The sequence below is a fragment of the Mycobacterium sp. Root135 genome, assembly GCF_001426545.1.
In the GTDB taxonomy this organism is placed as follows: domain Bacteria; phylum Actinomycetota; class Actinomycetes; order Mycobacteriales; family Mycobacteriaceae; genus Mycobacterium.
Genome location: NZ_LMEZ01000008.1, coordinates 380,797 through 401,557, shown reverse-complemented (window position 1 = coordinate 401,557; position 20,761 = coordinate 380,797). Strand labels below are relative to the sequence as shown.

The following is a 20,761-nucleotide window of genomic DNA, read 5'->3' as shown; positions in this document are numbered from 1 at the left end:
GAGGGCTTGATGCCAAAACCGTCAAGGGCTTGAGGGCATCACAGGCCGGCCTGCGGTACCGCTCTATCGGCGAATCTACACCGTCACCGCCAGAGTCGGTTGTTAGCTGGCACTTTCGTCGACGCCGAGTTCTCGTAATCGCACGCGATAGGCGTCGACGTTCGCGAGCTTCACGCCCTCGTAGCCACGGACCACGTCGGGGAGTGCGGCGACGGCGACCGCACGGTCGTAGTCCCCACCCTTCAGCCCGGCAGCCAACTCGGTGACGATGTGTTCGTACTCGTCGCGCAGCCGACGCTCCACCCTGCGGACGTGTGCATAGCCGAACGGGTCGAACACGGTGCCACGCAACACCTTTCCCTTGGCGAGCACGCGCAATGCGACGTGACTCCTCGGTCCGAGGCCGATCTTCTTCTTCCTTCCGACGGCTCGCAGCGCGGGCGGGTGCAGCTTGTAGGTCATCTTCTTCCCGGTGGGGAACTCGGCTTGGACCTGCTCGACGAATCGCGGATCCGTCAGCAGCCGGGCGACCTCGTATTCGTCCTTGTAGGCGGTGAACTTGAAGAGGCCGCGGGCGACGGCTTCGCTGAACTCCGTGCGGTCCGACGCCGCGCGCTCGGCCGTCCACACGTCGTGCATCACCGTGACGTATCGACGAGCCACCCGCTCGCCTTGAAACTCCATCAGGTCGGCGGCCCGCCGCGAGACCAGATCGCCCAGTTGCCCGGTGAAGGACGTTCCGGCCAGGACGCGTGCGGGCGGTGAGATGGGCTGACGCGCCGGCGCGGGAGCGACGGCGTCGCCGAAGCGGGACGGGTCCGCAACGGCCACTCGACCCCAGCGGAAGGCGGCGACGTTCGCCTCGACCGCGACCCCGTTGACGCGGATGGCTTCCTCGACGCACTCGGCAGGGATCTTCAGCGCCCCACTTTGGTAGGCGGCGCCAATCAGCAGGAAGTTGGCCGCCGCCGTGCTGCCGAACAGGGTCTGAGCGGCCGCCAAGGCGTCGAAGGAGTGCACGCTGCGAGACGCCTGGCCGAGCCGGTTCAGGAGGTACGGCGTCTCGGGATAGGCGACCGACTTGTCGTAGACCATGGCGCCGGTCGGCGTCTTGGACGTCGACGCGACCGAAATCGTCCGAGCGGGGTCGCCGTACTCGAGGTTCTTGCCGTCCACGGCGGTCAGAAGGTCGAAGGCGACGAAGCAATCCGCGGCCCCCGGCGTGAGCCGGTTGGACGGCTCGAGCCTGCCCGCGGCGAACCTCAGGTGCGACACGACCGGTCCGGCCTTCTGGCTCATCCCAATCTGGTCGAGACTCTCCACCTCGTAGCCGGCTCGCAGCGCTGCCGTCGCGAGGACCTGGTTCACCGTGACGATGCCGGTTCCCCCGATGCCGGCGAAGAAGACGTTGTGGGTCGAGGTGATCGGTTCGACCTCAATGTCGGGCAGCTGTGGCGGCGCGGCGGGTGCGCGCTTCTTCGTCGCGGCGAAACCCGCCTTGGCGGAACCGGGAGTCACCTCGACCGTGACGAACGACGGGCAGTCGCCGTCAAGGCAGCTGTAGTCGGTGTTGCACGACGTCTGGTCGATCCGCGTCTTGCGCCCCAGATCGGTGTCGACCGGCTGAACCGACAAACAGTTGGACTTGACCCCGCAGTCGCCGCAGCCCTCGCACACCGCCTCGTTGATGAGGACCCGGGTGGTGCGGGTGGGCAGCGTGCCGCGCTTGCGTTGCCGCCTGGCGTCGGCCGCGCAGTGCTGGTCGTAGATCAGGACGGTGACGCCTTGGACCTCGCGCAGCCGTTTCTGGGCGTCGTCGAGTCGGTCGCGGTGCCAGACGGTCGTGCCCTTCGCCATCTCACGGCGATCGTGTCGCTTGGGCTCGTCGGCGCAGACGATGATCTGCTTGACGCCTTCGGCGGTCAGCTTGTGCGTCAGCCTTGCGACGGTCAGCGCGCCCTCGGCGTTCTGCGCGCCGGTCATGGCGACGACCTCGTTGAAGAGCAGCTTGTAGGTGATGTTGACACCCGCCGCGACGGCGGCCTGCACGGCGAGTTGGCCGGAGTGGAAGAAGGTTCCGTCGCCGATGTTCTGGAAGATGTGCGCAACGTCGGTGAACGGAGCCTGGCCAATCCACTGGCTGCCCTCGCCACCCATCTGGGTGAGTCCGGTGACGGCGCTGTCCGTGCGGTCCGACATCGTCACCATCGTGTGGCAACCGATCCCGCCGCCGGCCAGCGAGCCCTCGGGCACGGCGGTCGACCGGTTGTGTGGGCAGCCGCTGCAGAAGTAGGCGGCGCGCTTGGCGGGGAGGACGTCGAGCGTCAGGGCGGGAGGCGGTGGCGTCTTCAGTTCGAGCCGGCCGGCGAATATCCGACGCAGCGGGGCCAGCAGGCGACCCGCGGTGAGTTCGCCGCCCGCGGGGATCAGCGGCCGCCCGGCGGCGTCCTTCTTGCCGAGGATGCGCGGGGCGCCCGCCGTGCCGTACAGGATTTCGCGCACCTGGGTTTCGACGAATGCCGTCTTGTCCTCGACGACGAGGATCTCGTCCAATCCATCGGCGAAGGCCGTGACGGAATCGGGCCCCAACGGGGTCGGCATGCCGATGCGCAGCAGTCGAACCCCTGCGCGGTAGAGCGCCACGTCGCTGGCGCCGAGATCGGCCAACGCCTGCCGTACCGCGTCGAACGTCGTTCCGGTGGCGGCGATCCCGACCGTCGCGCCGGGAGGGTCGAGCTCGACGACGTCGAGGACGTTGGCTGCGCCGTACGCGCGCACCACCTCTGCACGGGGACCGTAGAGATCCGCCTCGGCGTCCAGGCTGCTGGCCGGCGCAGCCATCGGTCGCTGCCGGTAGACGAAAGGCCTTCCCTCCCAATGCACTTCGGGCACCACGACGTCGACGTCGGCGACCCCGCCGTCCACCGACCAGGCGCCGTCGGCAACGTCGGCCACGATCTTGAGCGCGACCACGCACCCGGAGGCTCGCGACATCGCCACCCCGTGCATCGCCATCGTGACGACCTCGCGGGCGTTGCGCGGAAACAGCACCGGGATGCCGAGCGCGGCCAGGGACCGTTCGCTGACGGCGGGCACGGTGGAGGACTTCGACGCCGGGTCGTCCCCGACCAGAAGCAGCACTCCCCCATGGGGATTGACGCCGTACATGTTGGCGTGCCGCAGCGCGTCGGTGGCGCGGTCGAGGCCGGGGCCCTTGCCGTACCACACGCCGACGACGCCGTCGTACTTCGGCGTGGAGTGGGAGATGCCGGCCGCCGCCGCGAACGCCGCGAGATCGGCCTGGCTGCCCCACACCGAGGTGGCGGCCAACTCCTCGTTCAGGCCGGGAACGAAGGTGATGTCGTTGGCATCCAGCACCTCGGGCATTCCCGAGAGCATCCGGTCGACGCCGCCCAGCGGACTGCCCTGATAGCCCGAGACGAACGTCGCCACCCGTCGGCCCGCGCGGATGTCGCGCTCGTGCTGCTCGACCAGCGCCCTGGCGATGGCCTGCACGCCGGTCAGCACCACCGCGCCCGAACCAGATCGGTAGCGGTCGCCCAATTCGTAGGGCTGGCGGTCGATCACGCGGCTCTCAAGATCCGTCATGGAGGGTCACCACCTTGGCTGTAGTGGGCGAACTGCTGACTCCAGGGAACCATCGGTATGCATACTGAGCAAGCCAAGGCGACAACGTTGAGCATGTTGCCCATTATCGGCAGAGTGTGACGTGGAATACTGGGCGACATGACGAAGCTCGATCGCACCGACGCGCGGATGCTCCTGGCGATGTGCGACGCGCCTCGGGCCACCGGCGTGCAGTTGGCAGCCGCGCTCGGACTGGCCCGCAACACCGTCGCGGCCCGGCTGGCACGGTGGGACGAGGACAAGGTCCTCGCACCAGTCGACCGCTGCGTGTCCCCGCGCGATCTCGGCTACCCGTTGAAGGCGTTCATCAGCGCAGTGGTCGACCAGCATCGCCTGGATCAGGTGCTCGTCGAACTGGAGACCATCGCGCAGATCACCCAGATCACCGGCCTGTCAGGGGCGGCCGACCTGTTGATCGGTGTGGTCGCCACGGACGCTGACGACCTCTACCGCGTTGCCGGCTTGATACTCGGGGTGCCGGGTGTGGAGCGCACCACCATGTCGGTGGCGATGCACGAAGTCGTCGCCTACCGCACCAGGCCACTGCTGGAGGCGCTCGCTAAGCCCTAGCCAGAGCCTCGATTCGCTTGAGCGCCAACACGCACACGGGCAGATAGGCCGGCGCCCACAGCGGCACGCCGAACGACACGCGGCACCCCTGCGAGTGTGCGGTCACCACGTGGCGCGTCGCGGACACTCCGAGGACCTTCCAGGCCCACGCGCTGCCCTCGTCGAACTCGGTGATCTCGAATGGCAGCGGCACCCCCACGGGCGTCCACACCTTGCCACGGGAACCGAGCCGCAACGGTCCGGCCTCGTCGAGTTGAGCCCCTTGCACCGTGGGGCCCCACTGCGGCCACAGAGACAAATCGGTAAGCACCCGCCACGCCGACTCGGCCGGAACGGCCATCGTGCGTGCCGTGCTCAACATCCGCCGGTGCCGTTCGCGCTCATGGCCCCGCTGTTCCCTGGCGTTGGGCCGGCCAAACAGTCAGGCAGCCAGGGCCTCGTACCAGGAGTCCAAGAACCGGTCGACCCATTCCGCCGACACGAACTCACCGAACTGCCGAGGATGGTCGATCATCTGGTGATCCCAGCGGCCGTCGCCGTTCCTGCTGGACATCAGCACCGGCCCGACGAAGATGTTGCCTGCGAAGACGAGGTGGAGCGAGTCATCGCCGCTGGCCTCGACCTCTACGAAGTAATTTACGTGTCCGGCCTGCCCCGCGACGCGCCTAAAATTACGAACTGTCGGATGTCTGTCAGGCACCGATCTCACCCCCTTGGCGCCCCAGACTCCGGCATCGAGACGTAGGCGTCAACGGTGTTGACATAAGGAGCGCACAACGGTGGCCGAGTCGGGAAGGCAGCACGTGGCGGGGCGGCGACGCCGTCGCACCAGGACCGGCACCGAGCTGTCGCGCGAGGCCTACGTCGACGCCGCGGTCAACCTGATCGAGAACCGGGGCGCGTCAGTTCTGAGCGCGCGGACGCTCGCGGCGGCCGTCGGCGCCGACGCGTCGGCCCTGTACCGGCACTTCACCGGCGTCGACGACGTCGTGCGGGCGGTGGCCGACCGGATGATCGGTCTTGGCCTCGACCGCTGGACACCGGGGGCCGACTGGCTGGAGTCATTGGCCGCGCTCGGGCGAGTCCTGTTCACGGTCTACGCGCAGGACTTTCCAAGGGCGGGGTTGGCGGTCGCGAGCCGGGCGACCGGTCTGCCCAACGAGCTGCGAGCCGTCGAGCTCACCCTTGGGCTGTTGCGCGATGGCGGGTTCGGCGACGAGTCCGCGGCGAAGTGGTTCGGCGCCATCGCCGACGTGGTGCTCGGTCAGGCGATGTTGCAGAGCGCCATCGTCACCCTGCCCGAGGAGATTCAGGACGCCGACAGAGCCTCTTGGCAGACGCTGTCGACCCGGTTGCCAGACGACGAACATCCCCTCACCCAGGCCGCGGCGCCGCACCTCGGTGAGTACATGGTGCAGCCCTCGTTCGAATTGGTTCTCGACCTGATGCTCAAGGGCCTGGCCGCCTCGGCGCCGTAGGGCGACGGGTTCCGCGCTGCGTACTGTCGAGCGATGAGCAACGGTCGGACGCGCGTGCTGATCATCGGTGGTGGATTCGGCGGGCTGTTCTGTGCCCGCCGCCTCGGCGGCGACGACGTCGACGTCACGCTCCTGGACAGGGCCGCCTGCCACGTCTTCCAACCGCTGCTCTACCAATGCGCGACCGGAACGCTCAGCATCGGCCAGATCAGCCGATCGCTGCGCGAGGAGCTGGCCGACCACCGCAACGTGACCACGCTCCTCGGCGAGGCCGTCGACCTGGACGCCGACGCCCGCCGCGTCACCGCGCGGCGCCCCGACGAGAGCACCTTCGAACTCGACTACGACGTGCTGGTGGTCGCCGCCGGGATGCGACAGTCCTACTTCGGGCGCGACGACTTCGCGAAGTGGGCGCCGGGGATGAAGACCCTCGACGACGCGCTGACGATCCGCCGCCGGCTGTTCGCCGCCTTCGAAATCGCAGAGACGCTCGCCCCCGGCCCCGAACGCGACGGGTGGTTGACCTTCGCCATCGCCGGCGGTGGGCCCACCGGGGTGGAACTGGCCGGCCAGATCCGCGAGATGGCGACCCGCGCGCTGGCCAACGAATTCCACAGCATCGAGCCCCAGGACGCCCGCGTCCTGCTCTTCGACGGCGGTTCGTGCGTACTCGGTAGCTTCGCGCCCGGCCTGGCAGCCAAGGCCGCCACGATCCTGGAGGACCTCGGCGTCGAGATGCACATGGGCGTGCACGTCACCGACGTCCGCCGCGAGGGCATCACCGTCACCCCCAAGGCCGGCGGCCCCAGCGAGGATTACGCCGCGCGGACGGTGCTGTGGACGGCCGGGGTGGAAGCCGTGCCCTTCGCCAAGCTCGTGGCCGAGGTGCTCGGTGCGACGTCGGATCACGCGGGCCGGATCGCCGTCGAACCCGACCTGACAGTGCCGGGGCACCCCGAGGTCTTCGTCATCGGTGACCTGGTCGGACGGGACCACCTGCCGGGCGTGGCCGAGAACGCCATGCAGGGCGGCCTGCACGTCGCGGCCTGCCTGCGCCGCGACCGAAAGGGCCAGCCCCGCAAGCCCTATCGATATCGTGACCTGGGTTCGGCGGCCTACATCAGCCGTGGCCACGCCCTGCTGCAGGCCGGCCCCGTGAAGCTTACCGGCGTATTGGGTTGGCTCGGTTGGGGATTCATCCACATCGCCTTCCTCACCGGGGTGCAGAACCGTGTGAGCACCGTGGCCACCTGGCTGGCGACGATCGCGCGCGCCCGGCGCACCGACCGCACGTTCATGCTGGGAAGCGCGACCACCCCGGAGCAGCCCTACACCTGGTCGGCCTGCGGTCCGGTGTCACCACGCGCGGTCGAGGCGTCGCCACACCAGTGATTGACGGTCGGCCTCGCTGGGTATTCCGTCTCCGCAGGTAGCCGTGGGGCTGCCCAGGACGAAAGGCCCGGCCGATGAGCGTGGTCGAACGAGGCATCGCACGGTGCCCGCGGTGCATGGTCCAAGCCGACTACTCGTTCCAGGAGGGCGACGGCGGTTTCCTTCGTTACGAAGTGTCCTGCCGCCCCTGCGGTTACGAATACGTAGAGGACTGCACGTCACCCGCGGTCCCCGCGGCCTGACCCGCTGCCTCTCTGGGAGCTCCCATGGCCGACATCACCAGGCTGATTCTCGCCGACCACGAATGGTTCCGCGAACAGTTCGCCAAGCTCGACTATCTGCAGGCGAGAAAGACCCCGCGACCCGAGGACCTCGAGCGCGTGTGGCGTCCGCTCGGCGACAAACTCGACGTCCACGCGTACGCCGAGGAGTCCATCTTCTATCCGCAACTGCTCAAGCGCGGGGAGGACGATCCCGAAGAGGAGACCCTCGACGCGATCGGTGACCACAACGACATTCGCGACAGTGTCCGGGACGCGAACGACGTGCAGATCGGCTCGGACGAGTGGTGGGCCGCGGTGGGCCGGGCGCGGAAGGCCAACGACGAACACATGGGCGAGGAGGAGCGCGAGGGTCTCTCCGACTTCCGCAAGCACGCCCCCGCACAGCTTCGCGAGGCGCTCGGCCGCCAGTACCACGCCTTCATGACCAGCCATCCGACCACTCGCGGCCTCGACGTCTCCGACCGCGATCCGCAGGCCTACGTCGACTCCGTCGAGGACGCGAGTCCGCCGAAGGACTCCTCGCTGGGGATCGGAAGCCTGAAGGGACAGTGACCCGTGACGTCGACTTCAACCCCGTATGGTGTCGACCCGGGCCCGATGGCGCATGCTGGTGCCATGAGCTGGCTTCCTGGCGGGAACTGACGTGGCACTCCACGATCAGCTGATCGCCGCGGTGGGCGACCGACGTGGACTCGCGGCCGCCGACCAACTCTGCGTGGCGTGCGTGATGCTGTTCGACGTCGAGGCGGCGGCCATCTCGGCGGTGTACGACGGCATCAACATGGGCACGGTCGGCGTCTCCAGCCCCGCGGCGCGCAAGTACGACGAGTTGCAGTTCACCTACGGTGAGGGACCGTGTCTCGACGCCGTCGAATCGCGAGGGCCCGTGGCATCCGCCGACCTGACCCATCCCGACGAGTTGCGATGGCCGGCCTTTCGGCCCGCTCTGTTGACCCACACCATCCGCAGCGTCTACGCCGCTCCGGTGGTGGTGGCCGGTGAGTACGTCGGCGCCCTCGACCTGTTCCGCACCCTGCCCGGCAGATGGCCTGCCGAGACGTCTGCGGGGGCTCTCATCGCGGCGCAGATTGCGACCGTGCCGTTCATGGATTTGCTCTCCGACGACTCGGTGGCGGCGATCAGCGACCCGGCGAGCGACGCGTGGGCTGAGCTTTCCCAGTTCGCGCGGGCAGAGGTCAGCCAGGCCACCGGGATGCTCGTCGCACAGCTCGACGTCACCCCGTCCCAGGCACTCATCCGGCTCCGGGCGCACGCCTACGCCACCGGGCGCAGCGCCACCGAGGTGGCTCGCGACATCATCGAGCGCCGCCTCCGGCTGGACGCCGACTGATGCGGCCGACGACACACCGGACGAAGGTCGACGGGGGTACTCGCCCATGACGGAACTCCCGCGGGAGACACAGGTCTTGGCGGCGGTGGTCACCCTGGTCGACACACTGCTCGACGACTACGACGTCGTGGAGCTCCTGACTCAACTGACCGAGAGCTGCACCCAGGTTCTCGACGTGCACGCGGCCGGTCTGCTCCTCGCCGACCCCGGCGGCGAACTACATCTCATGGCGGCGACGTCGGAGAAGACCCGGGATCTCGAGCTGTTCCAGCTGCAGGCCGAACAAGGACCCTGCCTGGACTGCTTCACGACGGGTCAACCGCTGTCGGTGGCTGACCTGCGCGGTGACGCGCACCGCTGGCCCCGCTTCGCCGAGGCCGCCACCCAGGCCGGCTTCGCCTCGGTGCACGCCCTGCCGATGCGCGCGGGCGGCACCGTGTTGGGCGCCATGGGCCTGTTCGGAACTCAGGTCGGCGAGCTGAACGACGCCGACCAGCTCGTCGGTCAAACCCTCACCCACGTCGCCTGCGTCGCGATCCTGCAGGAACGCTCCCCCAGCCCGGCGACGGTGCTGCCTCATCTGCACCACGCGCTGAAGAGCCGGGTGCTGGTGGAGCAGGCCAAGGGGTTCCTACGTGAACGCCTCGGGGTCTCCGTGGAGACGGCGTTCGTGCTGCTGCGGCAGTACGCCCGCGTCAACGGCGAGCACATGAGCGACGTGGCCCGGCGCCTGATGGCGCACCCCACGGAGCGTGGACCGATCCTCGACGCGATGCGGCAGCTGCACGTCTGAGGATCGGTCCCCACTCTTCCGGGTGGGCTCGCTAGGACCCCCCGACTCGGGGCTGCTGCTGCGTGATGCAGTGGACGCCGCCGCCGCGCGCGAAGATCGGCCGCGCGTCGACGGTCACCACCCGCCGACCGGGGTAGGCCTCGCCGAGCAATTCGCTGGCGCGTTGGTCGGCCACCGACTCTCCGAAACCGCAGGCGATCACGCCGCCGTTGACGACGTGGTGGTTGACGTAGCTCCAGTCGACGAAGCCATGGGCGTCGCGAAGGGTGGCCGGAGCGGGCACGTCGACGACGTCCCACGTGCGTCCCGCGGCGTCCGTCGTCGCCTCGAGGGCGGCACGGACGTCCCTGCTCACCTCGTGGTCGGGGTGCCCGGGGTCGGTTTGAGCGTGCACGAGGAGGCGGCCCGGTGACGGGATGGTCGCCACGATGTCGACGTGGCCGTTGGTGCCAAGGCTCTCGTAGTCCCGAGTAAGGCCGCGCCGCAGCCAGATTGCGTGCGTGGCCCCGATCGTGCGTTCCAGCTCCGCTTCGACGCGACGCTTGTCGGCGTACGGATTCCGGCGCGGGTCGAGCTGCACCGTCTCGGTGAGCAACACCGTTCCCGCTCCGTCGACGTGGATCCCGCCGCCCTCGTTGACGAGCGTCGAGCTGACGATCTCGGCGCCGACCAGTGGGGCCACCCCGCGGACGACCTCGGCCGACTTCGTCCATTCCGCCCAGTCCGGTGAGCCCCATCCGTTGAACGTCCAGTCCACTGCGCCAAGCACATTGGGACGGTCGTCGTCGACGACGAAGGTGGGCCCGAAGTCACGCATCCAGAATTCGTCGAGTGGCAACTCGACGATGTCGACCGCGGAGGACAACATTCGTCGTGCCCGCTCGATCTCGGTGGGGTCGACCACCATGCTGACCGGTTCGAATTCGGCGACGGCGTGCGCGACCTCGGTCCACGCGGCGTAGCACTCCTCCCGCCCGGCGGCGCTGTCGCCCATGGTGAAGCCCTCCCGGGGGAAGGCCATCCACGTTCGGTCGTGGGGGGCCGTTTCTGATGGCATGCGCCAGGTCATGAGTACCGTCCTTCTCGAGGAATCAATGCTTGCAAGGGATTGCGCGCGAGGTAGGTCATCGTTTGCGCTTGGGGCGCGGCGGACGTGCCGATGCGACCAGCATCGCCAGACCCCGCTCGAACGCGCGAGTGGCGATGGGATCGTCGGGGTCTTCGTCCTGCAGTGTCTCGTAGGCGGCGGCCAGGCGCGGGAAGCGTTCCTCCTGGCCAGCCGGATCGAACACTATGCTGGGCCCGGACATGTCCAGCACGCTGCCGAGGATGAAGGATTCGAACGCGGTCAACAGCGGTAATACCTCCGCGCTCGGCCACCCGACTGCCTCTGCCGCGATAGCGAAGTCCTCGTACTCCGCCAGCAACACCGGCGCGGACGCACGTGTGGTCATGAGTAGGGGCACCGCGCGGTGATGCCGCGCGAAGGCCACTCGGTAGGACCTGGCCCACGCGAGAAGCCCTTCCTCCCAAGGCAGTTCGCGCAGGGGCGCCGAATCTATGTTGGCCGACACCAGGGCGCGAAGGTCTTCGATCATCGCCGCCCGGTCGGCGACGTGGTTGTAGAGCGAGGTGGGGTTCACGCCCAGTTTCTGCGCGACGCGCCGCATGCTGGCACCCTCTACGCCGTGCCGGTCGACCAGGGCCAGGGCGGTGCGGGCGATGAGGTCGCGACTGAGTATTGCGCGAGGTGGTCGTCCGATGTCCGTCTCCTCTCGGGCGGGCGTGAGCGGGCCGGCGCCGGTACGCCTCGGCTGGCGTCGCCGCCTTGCCCATTCCGTAAACCTACAGCGTGTGTTTTAGTGCTGTCATGATCATCGCCGAATTCACCGTCGCCGAGGCCGACGTCGACCGCTTGTGCGGCGCCCTCGCGGACGGCACGGTGACGAGCGTCGAACTGGTGGCGCGCTACCTGAACCGGATCGGCCACTATGACCGGTCCGGGATCGCACTGAACTCGGTGCCGGTGCTCAACCCGTCGGCATTCGCGGACGCTCGCGCCTCGGACGTTCGCCGAGCCCGCCGGCAGACCCTCGGTCCGCTAGACGGCATCCCGTTCACGGCGAAGGCCAGCTACAAGGTGCGCGGCCTGCCCGTGACGGCCGGTTCACCGGCATTCGCGAGCCTCGTCGCCACCGACGACGCGTTCGCCGTCGCCCGGCTGCGCGCGGCCGGGGCGATCTGCCTCGGGCTGACGAACATGCCACCCATGGCGGCCGGCGGAATGCAACGCGGACTCTACGGCCGCGCCGAAAGTCCTTACAACGCAGAGTTTCTCACGGCAGCGTTCGGATCGGGGTCGTCGAACGGCTCCGGCACGGCGACGGCGGCGAGCTTCGCCGCGTTCGGTCTCGCCGAGGAGACGTGGTCCTCCGGCCGTGCTCCCGCGTCGAACAACGCGCTGGTCGCGTACACCCCGTCCCGCGGAGTGATCTCGGTACGCGGAAACTGGCCGTTGGTGCCCACGATGGACGTCGTCGTACCGCATGCCCGCTCGGTCGACGACCTGTTGCACCTCCTCGACGCCGTCGTGGCCGACGACCCGGTCGTCGACGGTGACCTGTGGCGTCAGCAGGACTGGGTCGACCTGCCCGCGGCGTCCGAGGTGCGGCCCGAGTCGTACGTCGGCCTACCCACGCTGCCGTTGGGCGGTCTTCGGCTCGCGGTACCCCGGCTCTACGTCAACGGCGATCCCGGCAGCGCCCACCCGATCCACACCCGCAACTCGGTGATGGCCCTGTGGCAGAGCATGCGTGACGATCTGGTGGCTGCCGGCGCGGAGGTCGTCGAGACCGACTTCCCCGTCGTCGAGAACTACGAGGGCCTACATCCGGAATCCCGGACGATGGTCGACCGCGGCATCGTTCCCGCCGAATTCCTCTCCCAGGAGCTCGGCGCGCTGTCGGTCTGGGCATTCGACGGGTTCCTGCGGTCGAACGGTCAGCCAGGCCTCAGCGGCATGTCCGAGGTTGATCCCGCCCGCATCTTCCCGGCGCCCACTGGTGCCCTGCCGGATCAGTACGGCGTCCTCCCGTTCGACGTCGCCTACGACCTCGCGGACTACGTGCACCTCGCCGCCGACGGAGTGACGCCGTGGCACGACATCCCGTTCGTGGAGGCGGGGATGCGTGGGCTCGAGGAGACGCGTCGCGTCGACTTCGAGGAGTGGTTGCACGCCAACGGATTCGACGCTGTCGTCTTCCCGGCGGCCGCCGACGTCGGCCCCGCCGACGCCGACGTGAACCCCGCCTCGGCCGACGTCGCCTGGCGCAACGGGGTGTGGGTGTCCAACGGCAACCTGGTCCCCCGCCACCTTGGCATTCCCACCGTGACGATCCCGATGGGCACGATGGACGACACCGGGATGCCCGTCGGACTGACCGTGGCCGGCGCCGCCTATTCGGACACCACCCTGCTGCGCCTCGGGCGCTCCGTCGAGGCGCTCCGGACTCGACGCGTCGCGCCCGCCCGCACCCCCGCGCTGTCCGACGAGCGAGTCTTCGAGCGCCCGCTCGACAGCGCCGACGGCGAACTATCCGTTGCCGTCGTCGGCGTCGACGAACTCACCTTCCGCGTCGAGGTGACCACTGGTGCCGCAGCGGACGTCGAGGCCTTCGTCGACGGGGTTCGCGTGCGGCTCGACTTCACCGAGGGCGTTGCCACCGGCACCATCCCGGGGAACGGCCACCGCGCCCCGCACAGCGAGTGGCGCGCACCATACGGACCATTGATCGTCGTCGTCGCCCGCAGCGCCGACGGCGCCGTGGCCGGGACACTTGCCAGCACCGCCGGGTCACCGCTGTGAGCGCGTCGGCCGCACCGTCTTCGAGAGAGAGTGACGAAACACCCATGACCGAGCAGGTTTTCAACTTCTTCGCCAACCCCGAGCTGCCCACGCCGACCCTCTCGATCGACGAGGCTCGGCGCCTGATGGACGAAACGTTCGGGATGGCCTGCCACGTCACCGAACTGGGGAGTCAGCAGGATCAGAACTTCGTGGTGTCCGACGTCGCGAACACCGCGCCGATCGGCGTCCTCAAGCTCAGCAACCCCGTCTTCAGCGAGGCCGAGATCGACTTGCAGGACCTCGCCGCCGCGACCGTCGCCGAGCGCGAGCCGACGCTGCGAGTCCCTCAGGTGGTCGAGGGCCCGCGTGGACCGATGTCCGCATGGTGGAACACCTCTCAGGGCCGCATCCACGCCCGCGTCATCACCCACGTCTCCGGCACCACCCTGATGGGGTCGGGCTACCTCTCCCCCGCCACGGTGGCCCGGATGGGAGAGCTCGCGGCGAAGGTGAGCGTCGCGCTCGCCGACCTCAGCCACCCGGCGTCCGACCGCGTGCTGCAGTGGGATCTGCGCCACGCCGAGCGCGTCATCGCGACGCTCGCACCCGACGAGTCCGACACCGAGGTGCGCCAGTTCGCCTCCGCCGTCGCCGAATCGGCGCAGCGCCGCCTCGACGCGGTGTCCTCGCGCCTGCCCACCCAGCTCGGGCACTTCGACATCACCGACGACAATGTGATCGGTAGGCCCGGCGACTTGCCCGACGCCGTCATCGACTTCGGAGACGTCGCCGAATCGTGGGCCGTCGGCGAAATCGCCGTCACCGTCTCCTCGTTGCTGCATCACGACGGCCTCACCCCAGCCCATACACTGCCCGCCATCGTCGCCTTCCACTCGATTCGCCCGCTCAGCGAGGACGAGGTCGACGCGATTTGGCCGCTGGTCGCCCTTCGCGGGGTGGTGTTGGCACTGAGCGGCCGCCAGCAGGTTCGCCTCGACGCGAAGAACGCGTACGCAGACGCCGCGTTGGAACGCGAGTTCCAGGTCCTCCGGCAGGCGGCGTCGGTGCCGTTCGAGGTGATGGGCGAATGCATCCGTCACGCACTGGGTTTCGCGCCCCGATTGGGTCCGACGTGGGTCGTCGCTCCCCTGGTCGACGGCCTGGCTGGCGCGGTCATTCTCGACGCGGGGACGACGTCACGGCTCAACGACGAGGGCCGTTGGTTGAACCAGGGAGCACTCGGCGACGCCGCTCTGGCGGCGTTGGACGGCGGCGCACCCGCGGCGGTCGCGCCAGCATGGCGTCCACGGCTGGCGGGCGCCCCTGCCCGCACGCCCGCTGCGCCGGCCACCGTGCCCACGGCGCTCACCCTGTGGCTCGCCGAGGACACCACCGTCGCCGTCCCGACCGACGGCCGCCTCGAGCCGACCGAAGACGGCTTCACGATCGTCACCGGCGCGCATGCCGTGCGATTCACCGGCGGGGACCGGGGGCAGCTGCCGGCCCGCACCCCGATAGACGTCCAGTTCACCCGCGCCGATTCGAGCGAAGTGCCGCTTCGGGTGCCGTCGGCGTACGCCGTCGGCTGGCAGCTTCTCGCCGGCGATCCCGGTCCGAGCCTCGGCCTGCCTGCAACGGTCGACGAGGTCGACGACGACACCCTCGCCCTGCGTGAACGCGTACTGGCCGACGTGCAGGAGCACTACTACGCCCGTCCGCCTCGCATCGAGCGGGGATGGCGGGAATACCTCGCCGACGTCGACGGCCGCGTCTACCTCGACATGGTCAACAACGTCGCCTCGGTCGGGCACGCCCACCCCAGGGTGGTCGAGGCGGCCAACCGGCAGATGCACCTGCTGAACACCAACTCCCGCTTCAACTATCGCGTCATCGCCGAATATGCGGACCGGATATCCGCAACGCTGCCCGACGAGCTCGACACGGTGTTCTTCGTCAATTCCGGTTCGGAGGCAACGGATCTCGCGATCCGCATCGCGATGGCCGCGACCGGACGTGCCGACATCGTGGCGATGCGCGAGGCGTATCACGGCTGGACCTATGCCAGTGACGCGGTCTCGACGTCGATCGCCGACAACCCCAATGCCCTTGCCACGCGGCCGTCGTGGGTGCACACGGTCGACGCGGCGAACTCGTATCGCGGCGTGCACCGCGGTGCCGACGCCGCCCGCTACGCCCCCGAGGCCGTGCAGGTCCTCGACGACTTGGCGGCCGCGGGAAAGCTTCCCGCCGGCTTCATCTGCGAGTCCTACTTCGGCAACGCAGGCGGCGTCGCGCTACCCGACGGCTACCTGGCTCAGGTGTACGCCGCGGTGCGCAGGCACGGTGGCCTGGCTATCGCCGACGAGGTGCAGGTCGGCTACGGCCGGCTCGGCGAATGGTTCTGGGGCTTCCAGCAGCAAAACGCCGTTCCCGACGTTGTGGCCGTCGCGAAGTCCGTGGGCGGCGGGCAACCGATCGGCGTCGTCGTCACCCGCCGCGACATCGCTGAGCGCTACCGCACGGAGGGCTACTTCTTCTCCTCCACGGGTGGCTCACCGGTCTCGTCGGCGATCGGCATGGCCGTGCTCGACGTGATCGAACAGGAAGGGCTGCAGGAAAACGCGCGCGTCGTAGGAGCGCACCTCAAGGCCCGCCTTCTCGCGCTGGCCGACGACCACCCGATCATCGGCACCGTCCACGGCTCCGGCTTCTATCTGGGGCTCGAATTCGTCCGCGACCGAGTCACTCTCGAACCAGCTACCGAGGAGACCGCCGCGATCTGCGACCGCCTGCTTACTCTCGGGGTCGTCATGCAACCCACCGGCGACTACCTAAACGTGTTCAAGATCAAGCCGCCCATGGTCATCTCTAAGGAATCGGTGGACTACTTCGTGGACTCACTCCAGCGGGTTCTCGCCACGGGCTGGTGAGTCGGCCGATTCCCCCATCGGCGCATTGTTCGTTGCGGGACCAGGACGGCACGTAGCCTGGAAAGCGTTCGATGAGCGCTCGGGGGCCATGCATGGGGAGCGATGACACGGATTCCGCCGATCCGTGCTCCGACGACGCACGAATCTTCCAAAATCGCTTCGAGCGCCTGGCGGAGATGTCGTCGGACGGCATCTGCGTTCACGCGGACGGGACGATCGTCTTCGCGAACGCCGCGGCCGTGCGCTGGATGAGCGTTGATCCTGCCGTCGGGCTGGTCGGCCGGCAAGTCTCGGAATTCGTCCACGAAGACTCCTACCCCGGCGTCGAACGCCGACTCTCCGACCTGCAAAGGGAGGGCGACTCCTCGACGCCCTCGGAGGTCGTGATGGGCCGACCCCGACGAGCCGCGCGCGACGTGGAGGCCACCTCGATGCGCTTCGACTGGGACGGCCGGCCGGCGATCGTCACCACCTTCCGCGACCTGACCAGCGCCAAGGCCGCCACGCTCCTCAAGTGTCAGGCGGCCCTGCTGGACCACGTCAGCGACGCGGTCATCGGCGTCACGGCAGAGGGCGTGGTGACCAGTTGGAACGCCGCCGCCGAGACGATCTACGGCCGCCGCCTCGGTGACGTACTGGAACGGCCGGTGAGCGAGGCCGTCGGCACCAGCCTCGACGCTCGGTCGGTCCTGGCACTTGGCGGCGTACTGCAGACCACGCACTTCGCCGCCGACGGCGCAATGCGATCGGTTCGCGTGTCCGCCGCCGAAACCGACAACGGTCATGTCCTCGTATGCGCGGACATGACCGCCCTGCGTCGCGCCGAGCGCCACTTCGAGTCCGTGGTCACGGCCATGGACGCCGGCGTGGTGGTGTTCGATCCGGACGGAGTGATGACGTCGGCCAACCCGACGGCGTGGCGCATCTTCGAGGGCGTCGCCGAAGGCACCTCGCCATTCGCCGCCGACATTCCCGTCTTCGACCAGGACGGAAAACTCATCGCCGGAGAACTGAAGGCGATCCAACTGACGCTCGAATCCGGTGCGCCGCAGACAGATCACGTGATCGGCGTCGATCGCCAGGACGGCAGTCGGCTCTGGCTGTCCATGAGCGTCCGGCTGCTGAACCAGCACGACCCGCCGAGATCGCCGATCCTCTGCACCTTCGTCGACGTGACGGCACAGGTGCTGGCCCGGGAGGAACTGACCCACGCCGCCGGTCACGACACCATGACCGGTCTGCGCAACCGGGCCTACGCGCTAAGTCGGCTGGCGAGCGCCATCGCCCCCGACGCCGATCGTCGCGTCCAGGCAGTGTTGTTCGTGGACTTGGACAAGGTGAAGGCCGTCAACGACTCACACGGGCACGGCGCAGGTGACGCGGTACTGACCACGGTCGCCGCGCGCATGCGCGACACCCTGAGCGACCACGACGTCATCGCACGGCTGGCCGGCGACGAGTTCCTCGTGCTGCTCTTCGCGCCCGTCGACCGACGGACCGTCGACGGACTGATCCTCGAATTGCACTGCGCCGCGGCGACTCCCGTCAACTACAGAGGGGCCACCGTCGCCGTGACCGCGAGCATCGGAGTTGCCGTGGTAGAGGCCGTCGAGCACCGGGAGGCGTTGGAACTGCTCCGCGACGCCGACGCGGCGATGTACGTGGCCAAGGCCGCGGGACCCGGGCAGACCCGTTTCGCACCCCGGCCGGACGCCACCGCGACGTCGAATCGGCACTGACCGCCGATTACGACGGCACGAATCCGCCCGCAGCCAACACCACCGCGTCGACGGCGGCAGCCGAGCTACCTCAACGACGCCGCGGCCGCCCGCACCGCGTCGGTCACCGCGTCGACGACCGGGCTGTCGAGCTTCCAGCACTGCCAGAACAGCGGGACGTCGAGGTGCGCGTCGGCGATCCTGACGAACGTGCCGTCGGCCAACGACTCCGCTGCGGCGCGCTCCGGGTACATGGCCCACCCCAGTCCGACCGTCGTCGCCGCCCGGAAGCCCTCCGAGGTCGGCACGTAGTGCACCGGACGCGACACGGACCGACGAAACAGCTTGCGAAGCAACGAGTCCTGTAGTGCGTCGTCGTGATTCCACGCCAACGACGGCGCCGCGGCCATCGTCGCCGCGGTGACGCCGTCCCGGAGATGCCGGTCGACGAAGTCGGGGCTGGCCACCGGGAGGTACCGCATCACGCCGAGCGGCTGCGTCCGGCACCCGGCCACCGGGGTGCGCTCGGTGGTCACCGCACCCATCACGGCTCCCTCGCGCAGCAACCGGGCCGAGCGATCCTGGTCTTCGATTCGAACGTCGAACAACACGTGGGGCAGTTCTCCGAACACGTCGGTGAACCAGGTCGCCATCGAGTCGGCGTTGACCGCGAGCGCGACGCGGGTGAGCCGGTCGGGGAGCCCGGTCATCTCGGCGAGCGCTTCGGCCTCCAGCAGTGCTGTCTGGGCCGCCAACCGCAGCAGCGGGATGCCGGCAGCCGTTGCCGTACAGGGTTTCTCACGCCGGATCAACACCTGGCCGACGGAGTGCTCCAACGTCTTGATGCGTTGGCTGACCGCCGACGGCGTGACGTGCAACCGTGTCGCCGCGGCGTCGAAGGAACCCAACTCCACGACGGCGGCGAAGGCTGCCAGCTGTTGGGCATCCAGACTCACGTTAGCGATTCTAATGGTTCGACAGAATGATTAGCTGTACTGCGTGTAGCACGGATCGTAGCGTCAGGGCATGCACTCACCACTGGTCGTCGGCTTCCTGGCGTCGTCCGCCCTGATCGCGGCCATCGGCGCTCAGAACGCCTTCGTCCTGCGCCAGGGCATCCGCCGCGAACACGTCCTGCCGGTGGTGGCCCTGTGCACCCTCTCCGACGCCGTCCTGATCGTGGCGGGAATCGCCGGCGTCGGCGCGCTGATCGCCGCGCACCCCGGTGCGATGAACGTGGCCAAGTTCGGCGGCGCCGCCTTCCTCGTCGGATACGGCCTGCTGGCCGCCATGCGCGCGTGGAAGCCCAAGGCCCTGGCGCCGTCGGACGCCGCGCCCGCACGGCTGGCCGGGGTCCTCCTGACCTGCGCCGCACTGACGTTTCTGAATCCGCACGTCTACCTCGACACCGTCGTCCTGCTCGGGGCACTCGCCAACGAACAACGACAGGGCCGCTGGCTGTTCGGCGTCGGCGCCGTCACCGCCAGCGCGGTCTGGTTCGTCTGCCTCGGGTACGGGGCCCGCCGGCTGTCCGGACTGTTCGCCAAGCCGTCGACGTGGCGGGTGCTCGACTGCGTCATCGCCGCCACCATGATCGGCCTCGGCGTGCTGCTCGCGACCCGCTAGGGCTGCGTGACGACCCCGAACAGACCGCCGGGGAAGCAGATGACGCCGTTGCACCACGTTCCGTAGGTGCCGAGTCCGGGTTGCACCGGCGGCGGGGCGTCGGTGCCACGGATGTCGCCCTGCGCACAGACGACCGTCCCACTGGAGTCGTTGCAGCCGGCGACGGCCGCCGGCGCCCCGACGAGCGCGGCCGCAGCCATGCCGAACGTCGCGACGGTCACGGCCCAGCGCAGGTGTATTCGCATGATCACTCCCAAGGTGCCCCACAAGCATGCACCCGCACGAGACATCATGGTGACCATGAGCTCAAAGAAGTCGGTCTTCATCACCGGCGCGGCCGCGGGCATCGGCCGCGCGACCGCGTTGAACTTTGCGAGGAACGGCTACGTCGTCGGCGCCTACGACCTCGACGAGGTGGGCCTGAAGACGTTGTCCAAGGAAATCGAGGACCTCGGCGCCACGGCGGTGACCGGTCACCTCGACGTCACCGACGCCGACGAGATGGCCCAGCGGGTCGGCGAATTCGCGTCCGCCGCAGGCAACCGCCTCGACGTGATGATCAACAACGCGGGCATCCTCATCGCCGGTCGCTTCGAGGAAATCGCCGTCACGGCACATCACAAGGAGATCGACGTCAACACCAAGGGCGTGGTGAACGGCCTGCACGCGGCGTTCCCGTTCCTACGGACCACGCCAGGTGCGGTGGTGGTGAACCTGGCGTCGGCCTCGGCGATCTACGGCCAGGCCGAACTCGCGAACTACAGCGCCACCAAGTTCTTCGTCCGCGCCATCACCGAGGCGCTCGACCTGGAATGGAAGCGCTACGGCATCCGCGTGATCGCGATGTGGCCGCTCTACGTCCAAACCGCGATGACCGCCGACGTCAAGACGGGCACCACCGACTCGCTCGGGATCCGCCTCACCGCGCAGGACATCGCCGACGACATCGTGGCCGCGGTCAACCCGTCCAGGGTGCGACGGCTGATCCACCAGGTGCACTTCCCCGTCGGATCACAGGCCAAGACCCTGGCCGTCGGCGCCCGGTTCTCACCGGCGTGGCTGACTCGCCTGGTCAACAAGCGCCTCGCCCACAGCTGACCCCTTGCCAGCCACCGAATTGACAC

At 68.8% G+C, this 20,761-nt stretch carries 18 protein-coding genes; 11 read left to right on the top strand and 7 right to left on the bottom strand.

What is annotated here, in order from left to right; genetic code table 11:
* Window positions 1-102 precede the first annotated feature (102 nt).
* A complete protein-coding gene (locus ASD37_RS25485) occupies window positions 103-3,609 on the bottom strand; it encodes an indolepyruvate ferredoxin oxidoreductase family protein (protein ID WP_056558145.1) in 3,507 nt (1,168 codons plus the stop codon).
* Between the two features lie 138 nt (window positions 3,610-3,747).
* Here ASD37_RS25485 and ASD37_RS25480 point away from each other — a divergent pair, with 138 nt between their 5' ends.
* Window positions 3,748-4,218: an Lrp/AsnC family transcriptional regulator gene (locus tag ASD37_RS25480; RefSeq protein ID WP_056558143.1), complete on the top strand. Its 471-nt coding sequence runs from the start codon at window positions 3,748-3,750 to the stop codon at window positions 4,216-4,218.
* Here ASD37_RS25480 and ASD37_RS25475 read toward each other — a convergent pair.
* Together ASD37_RS25475 and ASD37_RS25470 are read right to left on the bottom strand one after the other, a co-directional pair.
* On the bottom strand, window positions 4,208-4,558 hold the full coding sequence (locus ASD37_RS25475) for an SRPBCC family protein (protein WP_370073090.1): 351 nt from the start codon (window positions 4,556-4,558) through the stop codon (window positions 4,208-4,210). The two genes, ASD37_RS25480 and ASD37_RS25475, sit on opposite strands and share 11 nt — an antisense overlap.
* 81 nt (window positions 4,559-4,639) lie before the next feature.
* Window positions 4,640-4,918: a hypothetical protein gene (locus ASD37_RS25470; protein WP_056558138.1), complete on the bottom strand. Its 279-nt coding sequence runs from the start codon at window positions 4,916-4,918 to the stop codon at window positions 4,640-4,642.
* Window positions 4,919-4,997: 79 nt separating this feature from the next.
* Between ASD37_RS25470 and ASD37_RS25465 the strand changes: the two genes are divergently transcribed.
* From ASD37_RS25465 to ASD37_RS25445, 5 genes are all read left to right on the top strand, one after another.
* The gene (locus ASD37_RS25465) at window positions 4,998-5,696 is read left to right on the top strand and encodes a TetR/AcrR family transcriptional regulator C-terminal domain-containing protein (protein ID WP_056558136.1); all 699 of its coding nucleotides are present in this window, start codon (window positions 4,998-5,000) and stop codon (window positions 5,694-5,696) included.
* Window positions 5,697-5,729: 33 nt separating this feature from the next.
* Window positions 5,730-7,088 (top strand): NAD(P)/FAD-dependent oxidoreductase, encoded by a 1,359-nt coding sequence (locus ASD37_RS25460; protein ID WP_056558134.1) that lies wholly within the window; start codon window positions 5,730-5,732, stop codon window positions 7,086-7,088.
* 266 nt (window positions 7,089-7,354) lie between these two features.
* Entirely contained in the window at window positions 7,355-7,924 is a 570-nt protein-coding gene (locus tag ASD37_RS25455) for a hemerythrin domain-containing protein (protein WP_056558132.1), read from the top strand.
* 91 nt (window positions 7,925-8,015) lie between these two features.
* Window positions 8,016-8,723: a GAF and ANTAR domain-containing protein gene (locus tag ASD37_RS25450; protein ID WP_056558129.1), complete on the top strand. Its 708-nt coding sequence runs from the start codon at window positions 8,016-8,018 to the stop codon at window positions 8,721-8,723.
* A gap of 46 nt (window positions 8,724-8,769) precedes the next feature.
* On the top strand, window positions 8,770-9,516 hold the full coding sequence (locus tag ASD37_RS25445) for a GAF and ANTAR domain-containing protein (RefSeq protein ID WP_056558127.1): 747 nt from the start codon (window positions 8,770-8,772) through the stop codon (window positions 9,514-9,516).
* A gap of 31 nt (window positions 9,517-9,547) precedes the next feature.
* On the opposite strand, the gene ASD37_RS25440 is transcribed toward ASD37_RS25445, so the two are convergent.
* Both ASD37_RS25440 and ASD37_RS25435 read right to left on the bottom strand, forming a co-directional pair.
* Window positions 9,548-10,585 carry an agmatine/peptidylarginine deiminase gene (locus ASD37_RS25440; RefSeq protein WP_056558125.1) on the bottom strand — a complete coding sequence of 346 codons (1,038 nt, stop codon included), beginning with the start codon at window positions 10,583-10,585 and terminating at the stop codon, window positions 9,548-9,550.
* 55 nt (window positions 10,586-10,640) lie between these two features.
* On the bottom strand, window positions 10,641-11,225 hold the full coding sequence (locus tag ASD37_RS25435; RefSeq protein ID WP_255354943.1) for a TetR/AcrR family transcriptional regulator: 585 nt from the start codon (window positions 11,223-11,225) through the stop codon (window positions 10,641-10,643).
* Between the two features lie 161 nt (window positions 11,226-11,386).
* Between ASD37_RS25435 and ASD37_RS25430 the strand changes: the two genes are divergently transcribed.
* From ASD37_RS25430 to ASD37_RS25420, 3 genes are all read left to right on the top strand, one after another.
* Window positions 11,387-13,381 (top strand): amidase, encoded by a 1,995-nt coding sequence (locus tag ASD37_RS25430; protein WP_056558121.1) that lies wholly within the window; start codon window positions 11,387-11,389, stop codon window positions 13,379-13,381.
* A gap of 44 nt (window positions 13,382-13,425) precedes the next feature.
* Window positions 13,426-16,293 carry an aminotransferase gene (locus ASD37_RS25425; RefSeq protein WP_056558120.1) on the top strand — a complete coding sequence of 956 codons (2,868 nt, stop codon included), beginning with the start codon at window positions 13,426-13,428 and terminating at the stop codon, window positions 16,291-16,293.
* A 92-nt stretch (window positions 16,294-16,385) separates the two neighbouring features.
* The gene (locus tag ASD37_RS25420; protein WP_056558118.1) at window positions 16,386-18,032 is read left to right on the top strand and encodes a bifunctional diguanylate cyclase/phosphodiesterase; all 1,647 of its coding nucleotides are present in this window, start codon (window positions 16,386-16,388) and stop codon (window positions 18,030-18,032) included.
* Between the two features lie 65 nt (window positions 18,033-18,097).
* Here ASD37_RS25420 and ASD37_RS25415 read toward each other — a convergent pair whose 3' ends face one another.
* Window positions 18,098-18,967, bottom strand: coding sequence for a LysR family transcriptional regulator ArgP (locus tag ASD37_RS25415; protein ID WP_056558116.1), 870 nt, complete (start codon window positions 18,965-18,967; stop codon window positions 18,098-18,100).
* 70 nt (window positions 18,968-19,037) lie between these two features.
* Here ASD37_RS25415 and lysE point away from each other — a divergent pair, with 70 nt between their 5' ends.
* Window positions 19,038-19,637, top strand: a complete 600-nt coding sequence (gene lysE / locus ASD37_RS25410) for an L-lysine exporter (protein ID WP_056558113.1) — start codon at window positions 19,038-19,040, stop codon at window positions 19,635-19,637.
* On the opposite strand, the gene ASD37_RS25405 is transcribed toward lysE, so the two are convergent.
* The gene (locus tag ASD37_RS25405; RefSeq protein ID WP_156721089.1) at window positions 19,634-19,882 is read right to left on the bottom strand and encodes a hypothetical protein; all 249 of its coding nucleotides are present in this window, start codon (window positions 19,880-19,882) and stop codon (window positions 19,634-19,636) included. The two genes, lysE and ASD37_RS25405, sit on opposite strands and share 4 nt — an antisense overlap.
* A 55-nt stretch (window positions 19,883-19,937) precedes the next feature.
* Between ASD37_RS25405 and ASD37_RS25400 the strand changes: the two genes are divergently transcribed.
* Window positions 19,938-20,735: an SDR family oxidoreductase gene (locus ASD37_RS25400; RefSeq protein WP_056558351.1), complete on the top strand. Its 798-nt coding sequence runs from the start codon at window positions 19,938-19,940 to the stop codon at window positions 20,733-20,735.
* Window positions 20,736-20,761: the final 26 nt, after the last annotated feature.

Bases quoted from the DNA above. Each gene is read 5' to 3' on its own strand.
- ASD37_RS25485 (WP_056558145.1), bottom strand. From the start codon at position 3,609: ATGACGGATCTTGAGAGCCGCGTGATCGACCGCCAGCCCTACGAATTG.
- ASD37_RS25425 (WP_056558120.1), top strand. From the start codon at position 13,426: ATGACCGAGCAGGTTTTCAACTTCTTCGCCAACCCCGAGCTGCCCACG.
- ASD37_RS25430 (WP_056558121.1), top strand. From the start codon at position 11,387: ATGATCATCGCCGAATTCACCGTCGCCGAGGCCGACGTCGACCGCTTG.
- ASD37_RS25445 (WP_056558127.1), top strand. From the start codon at position 8,770: ATGACGGAACTCCCGCGGGAGACACAGGTCTTGGCGGCGGTGGTCACC.
- lysE (WP_056558113.1), top strand. From the start codon at position 19,038: ATGCACTCACCACTGGTCGTCGGCTTCCTGGCGTCGTCCGCCCTGATC.
- ASD37_RS25400 (WP_056558351.1), top strand. From the start codon at position 19,938: ATGAGCTCAAAGAAGTCGGTCTTCATCACCGGCGCGGCCGCGGGCATC.
- ASD37_RS25455 (WP_056558132.1), top strand. From the start codon at position 7,355: ATGGCCGACATCACCAGGCTGATTCTCGCCGACCACGAATGGTTCCGC.
- ASD37_RS25480 (WP_056558143.1), top strand. From the start codon at position 3,748: ATGACGAAGCTCGATCGCACCGACGCGCGGATGCTCCTGGCGATGTGC.
- ASD37_RS25475 (WP_370073090.1), bottom strand. From the start codon at position 4,558: ATGGCCGTTCCGGCCGAGTCGGCGTGGCGGGTGCTTACCGATTTGTCT.
- ASD37_RS25405 (WP_156721089.1), bottom strand. From the start codon at position 19,882: ATGCGAATACACCTGCGCTGGGCCGTGACCGTCGCGACGTTCGGCATG.
- ASD37_RS25440 (WP_056558125.1), bottom strand. From the start codon at position 10,585: ATGACCTGGCGCATGCCATCAGAAACGGCCCCCCACGACCGAACGTGG.
- ASD37_RS25420 (WP_056558118.1), top strand. From the start codon at position 16,386: ATGGGGAGCGATGACACGGATTCCGCCGATCCGTGCTCCGACGACGCA.
- ASD37_RS25460 (WP_056558134.1), top strand. From the start codon at position 5,730: ATGAGCAACGGTCGGACGCGCGTGCTGATCATCGGTGGTGGATTCGGC.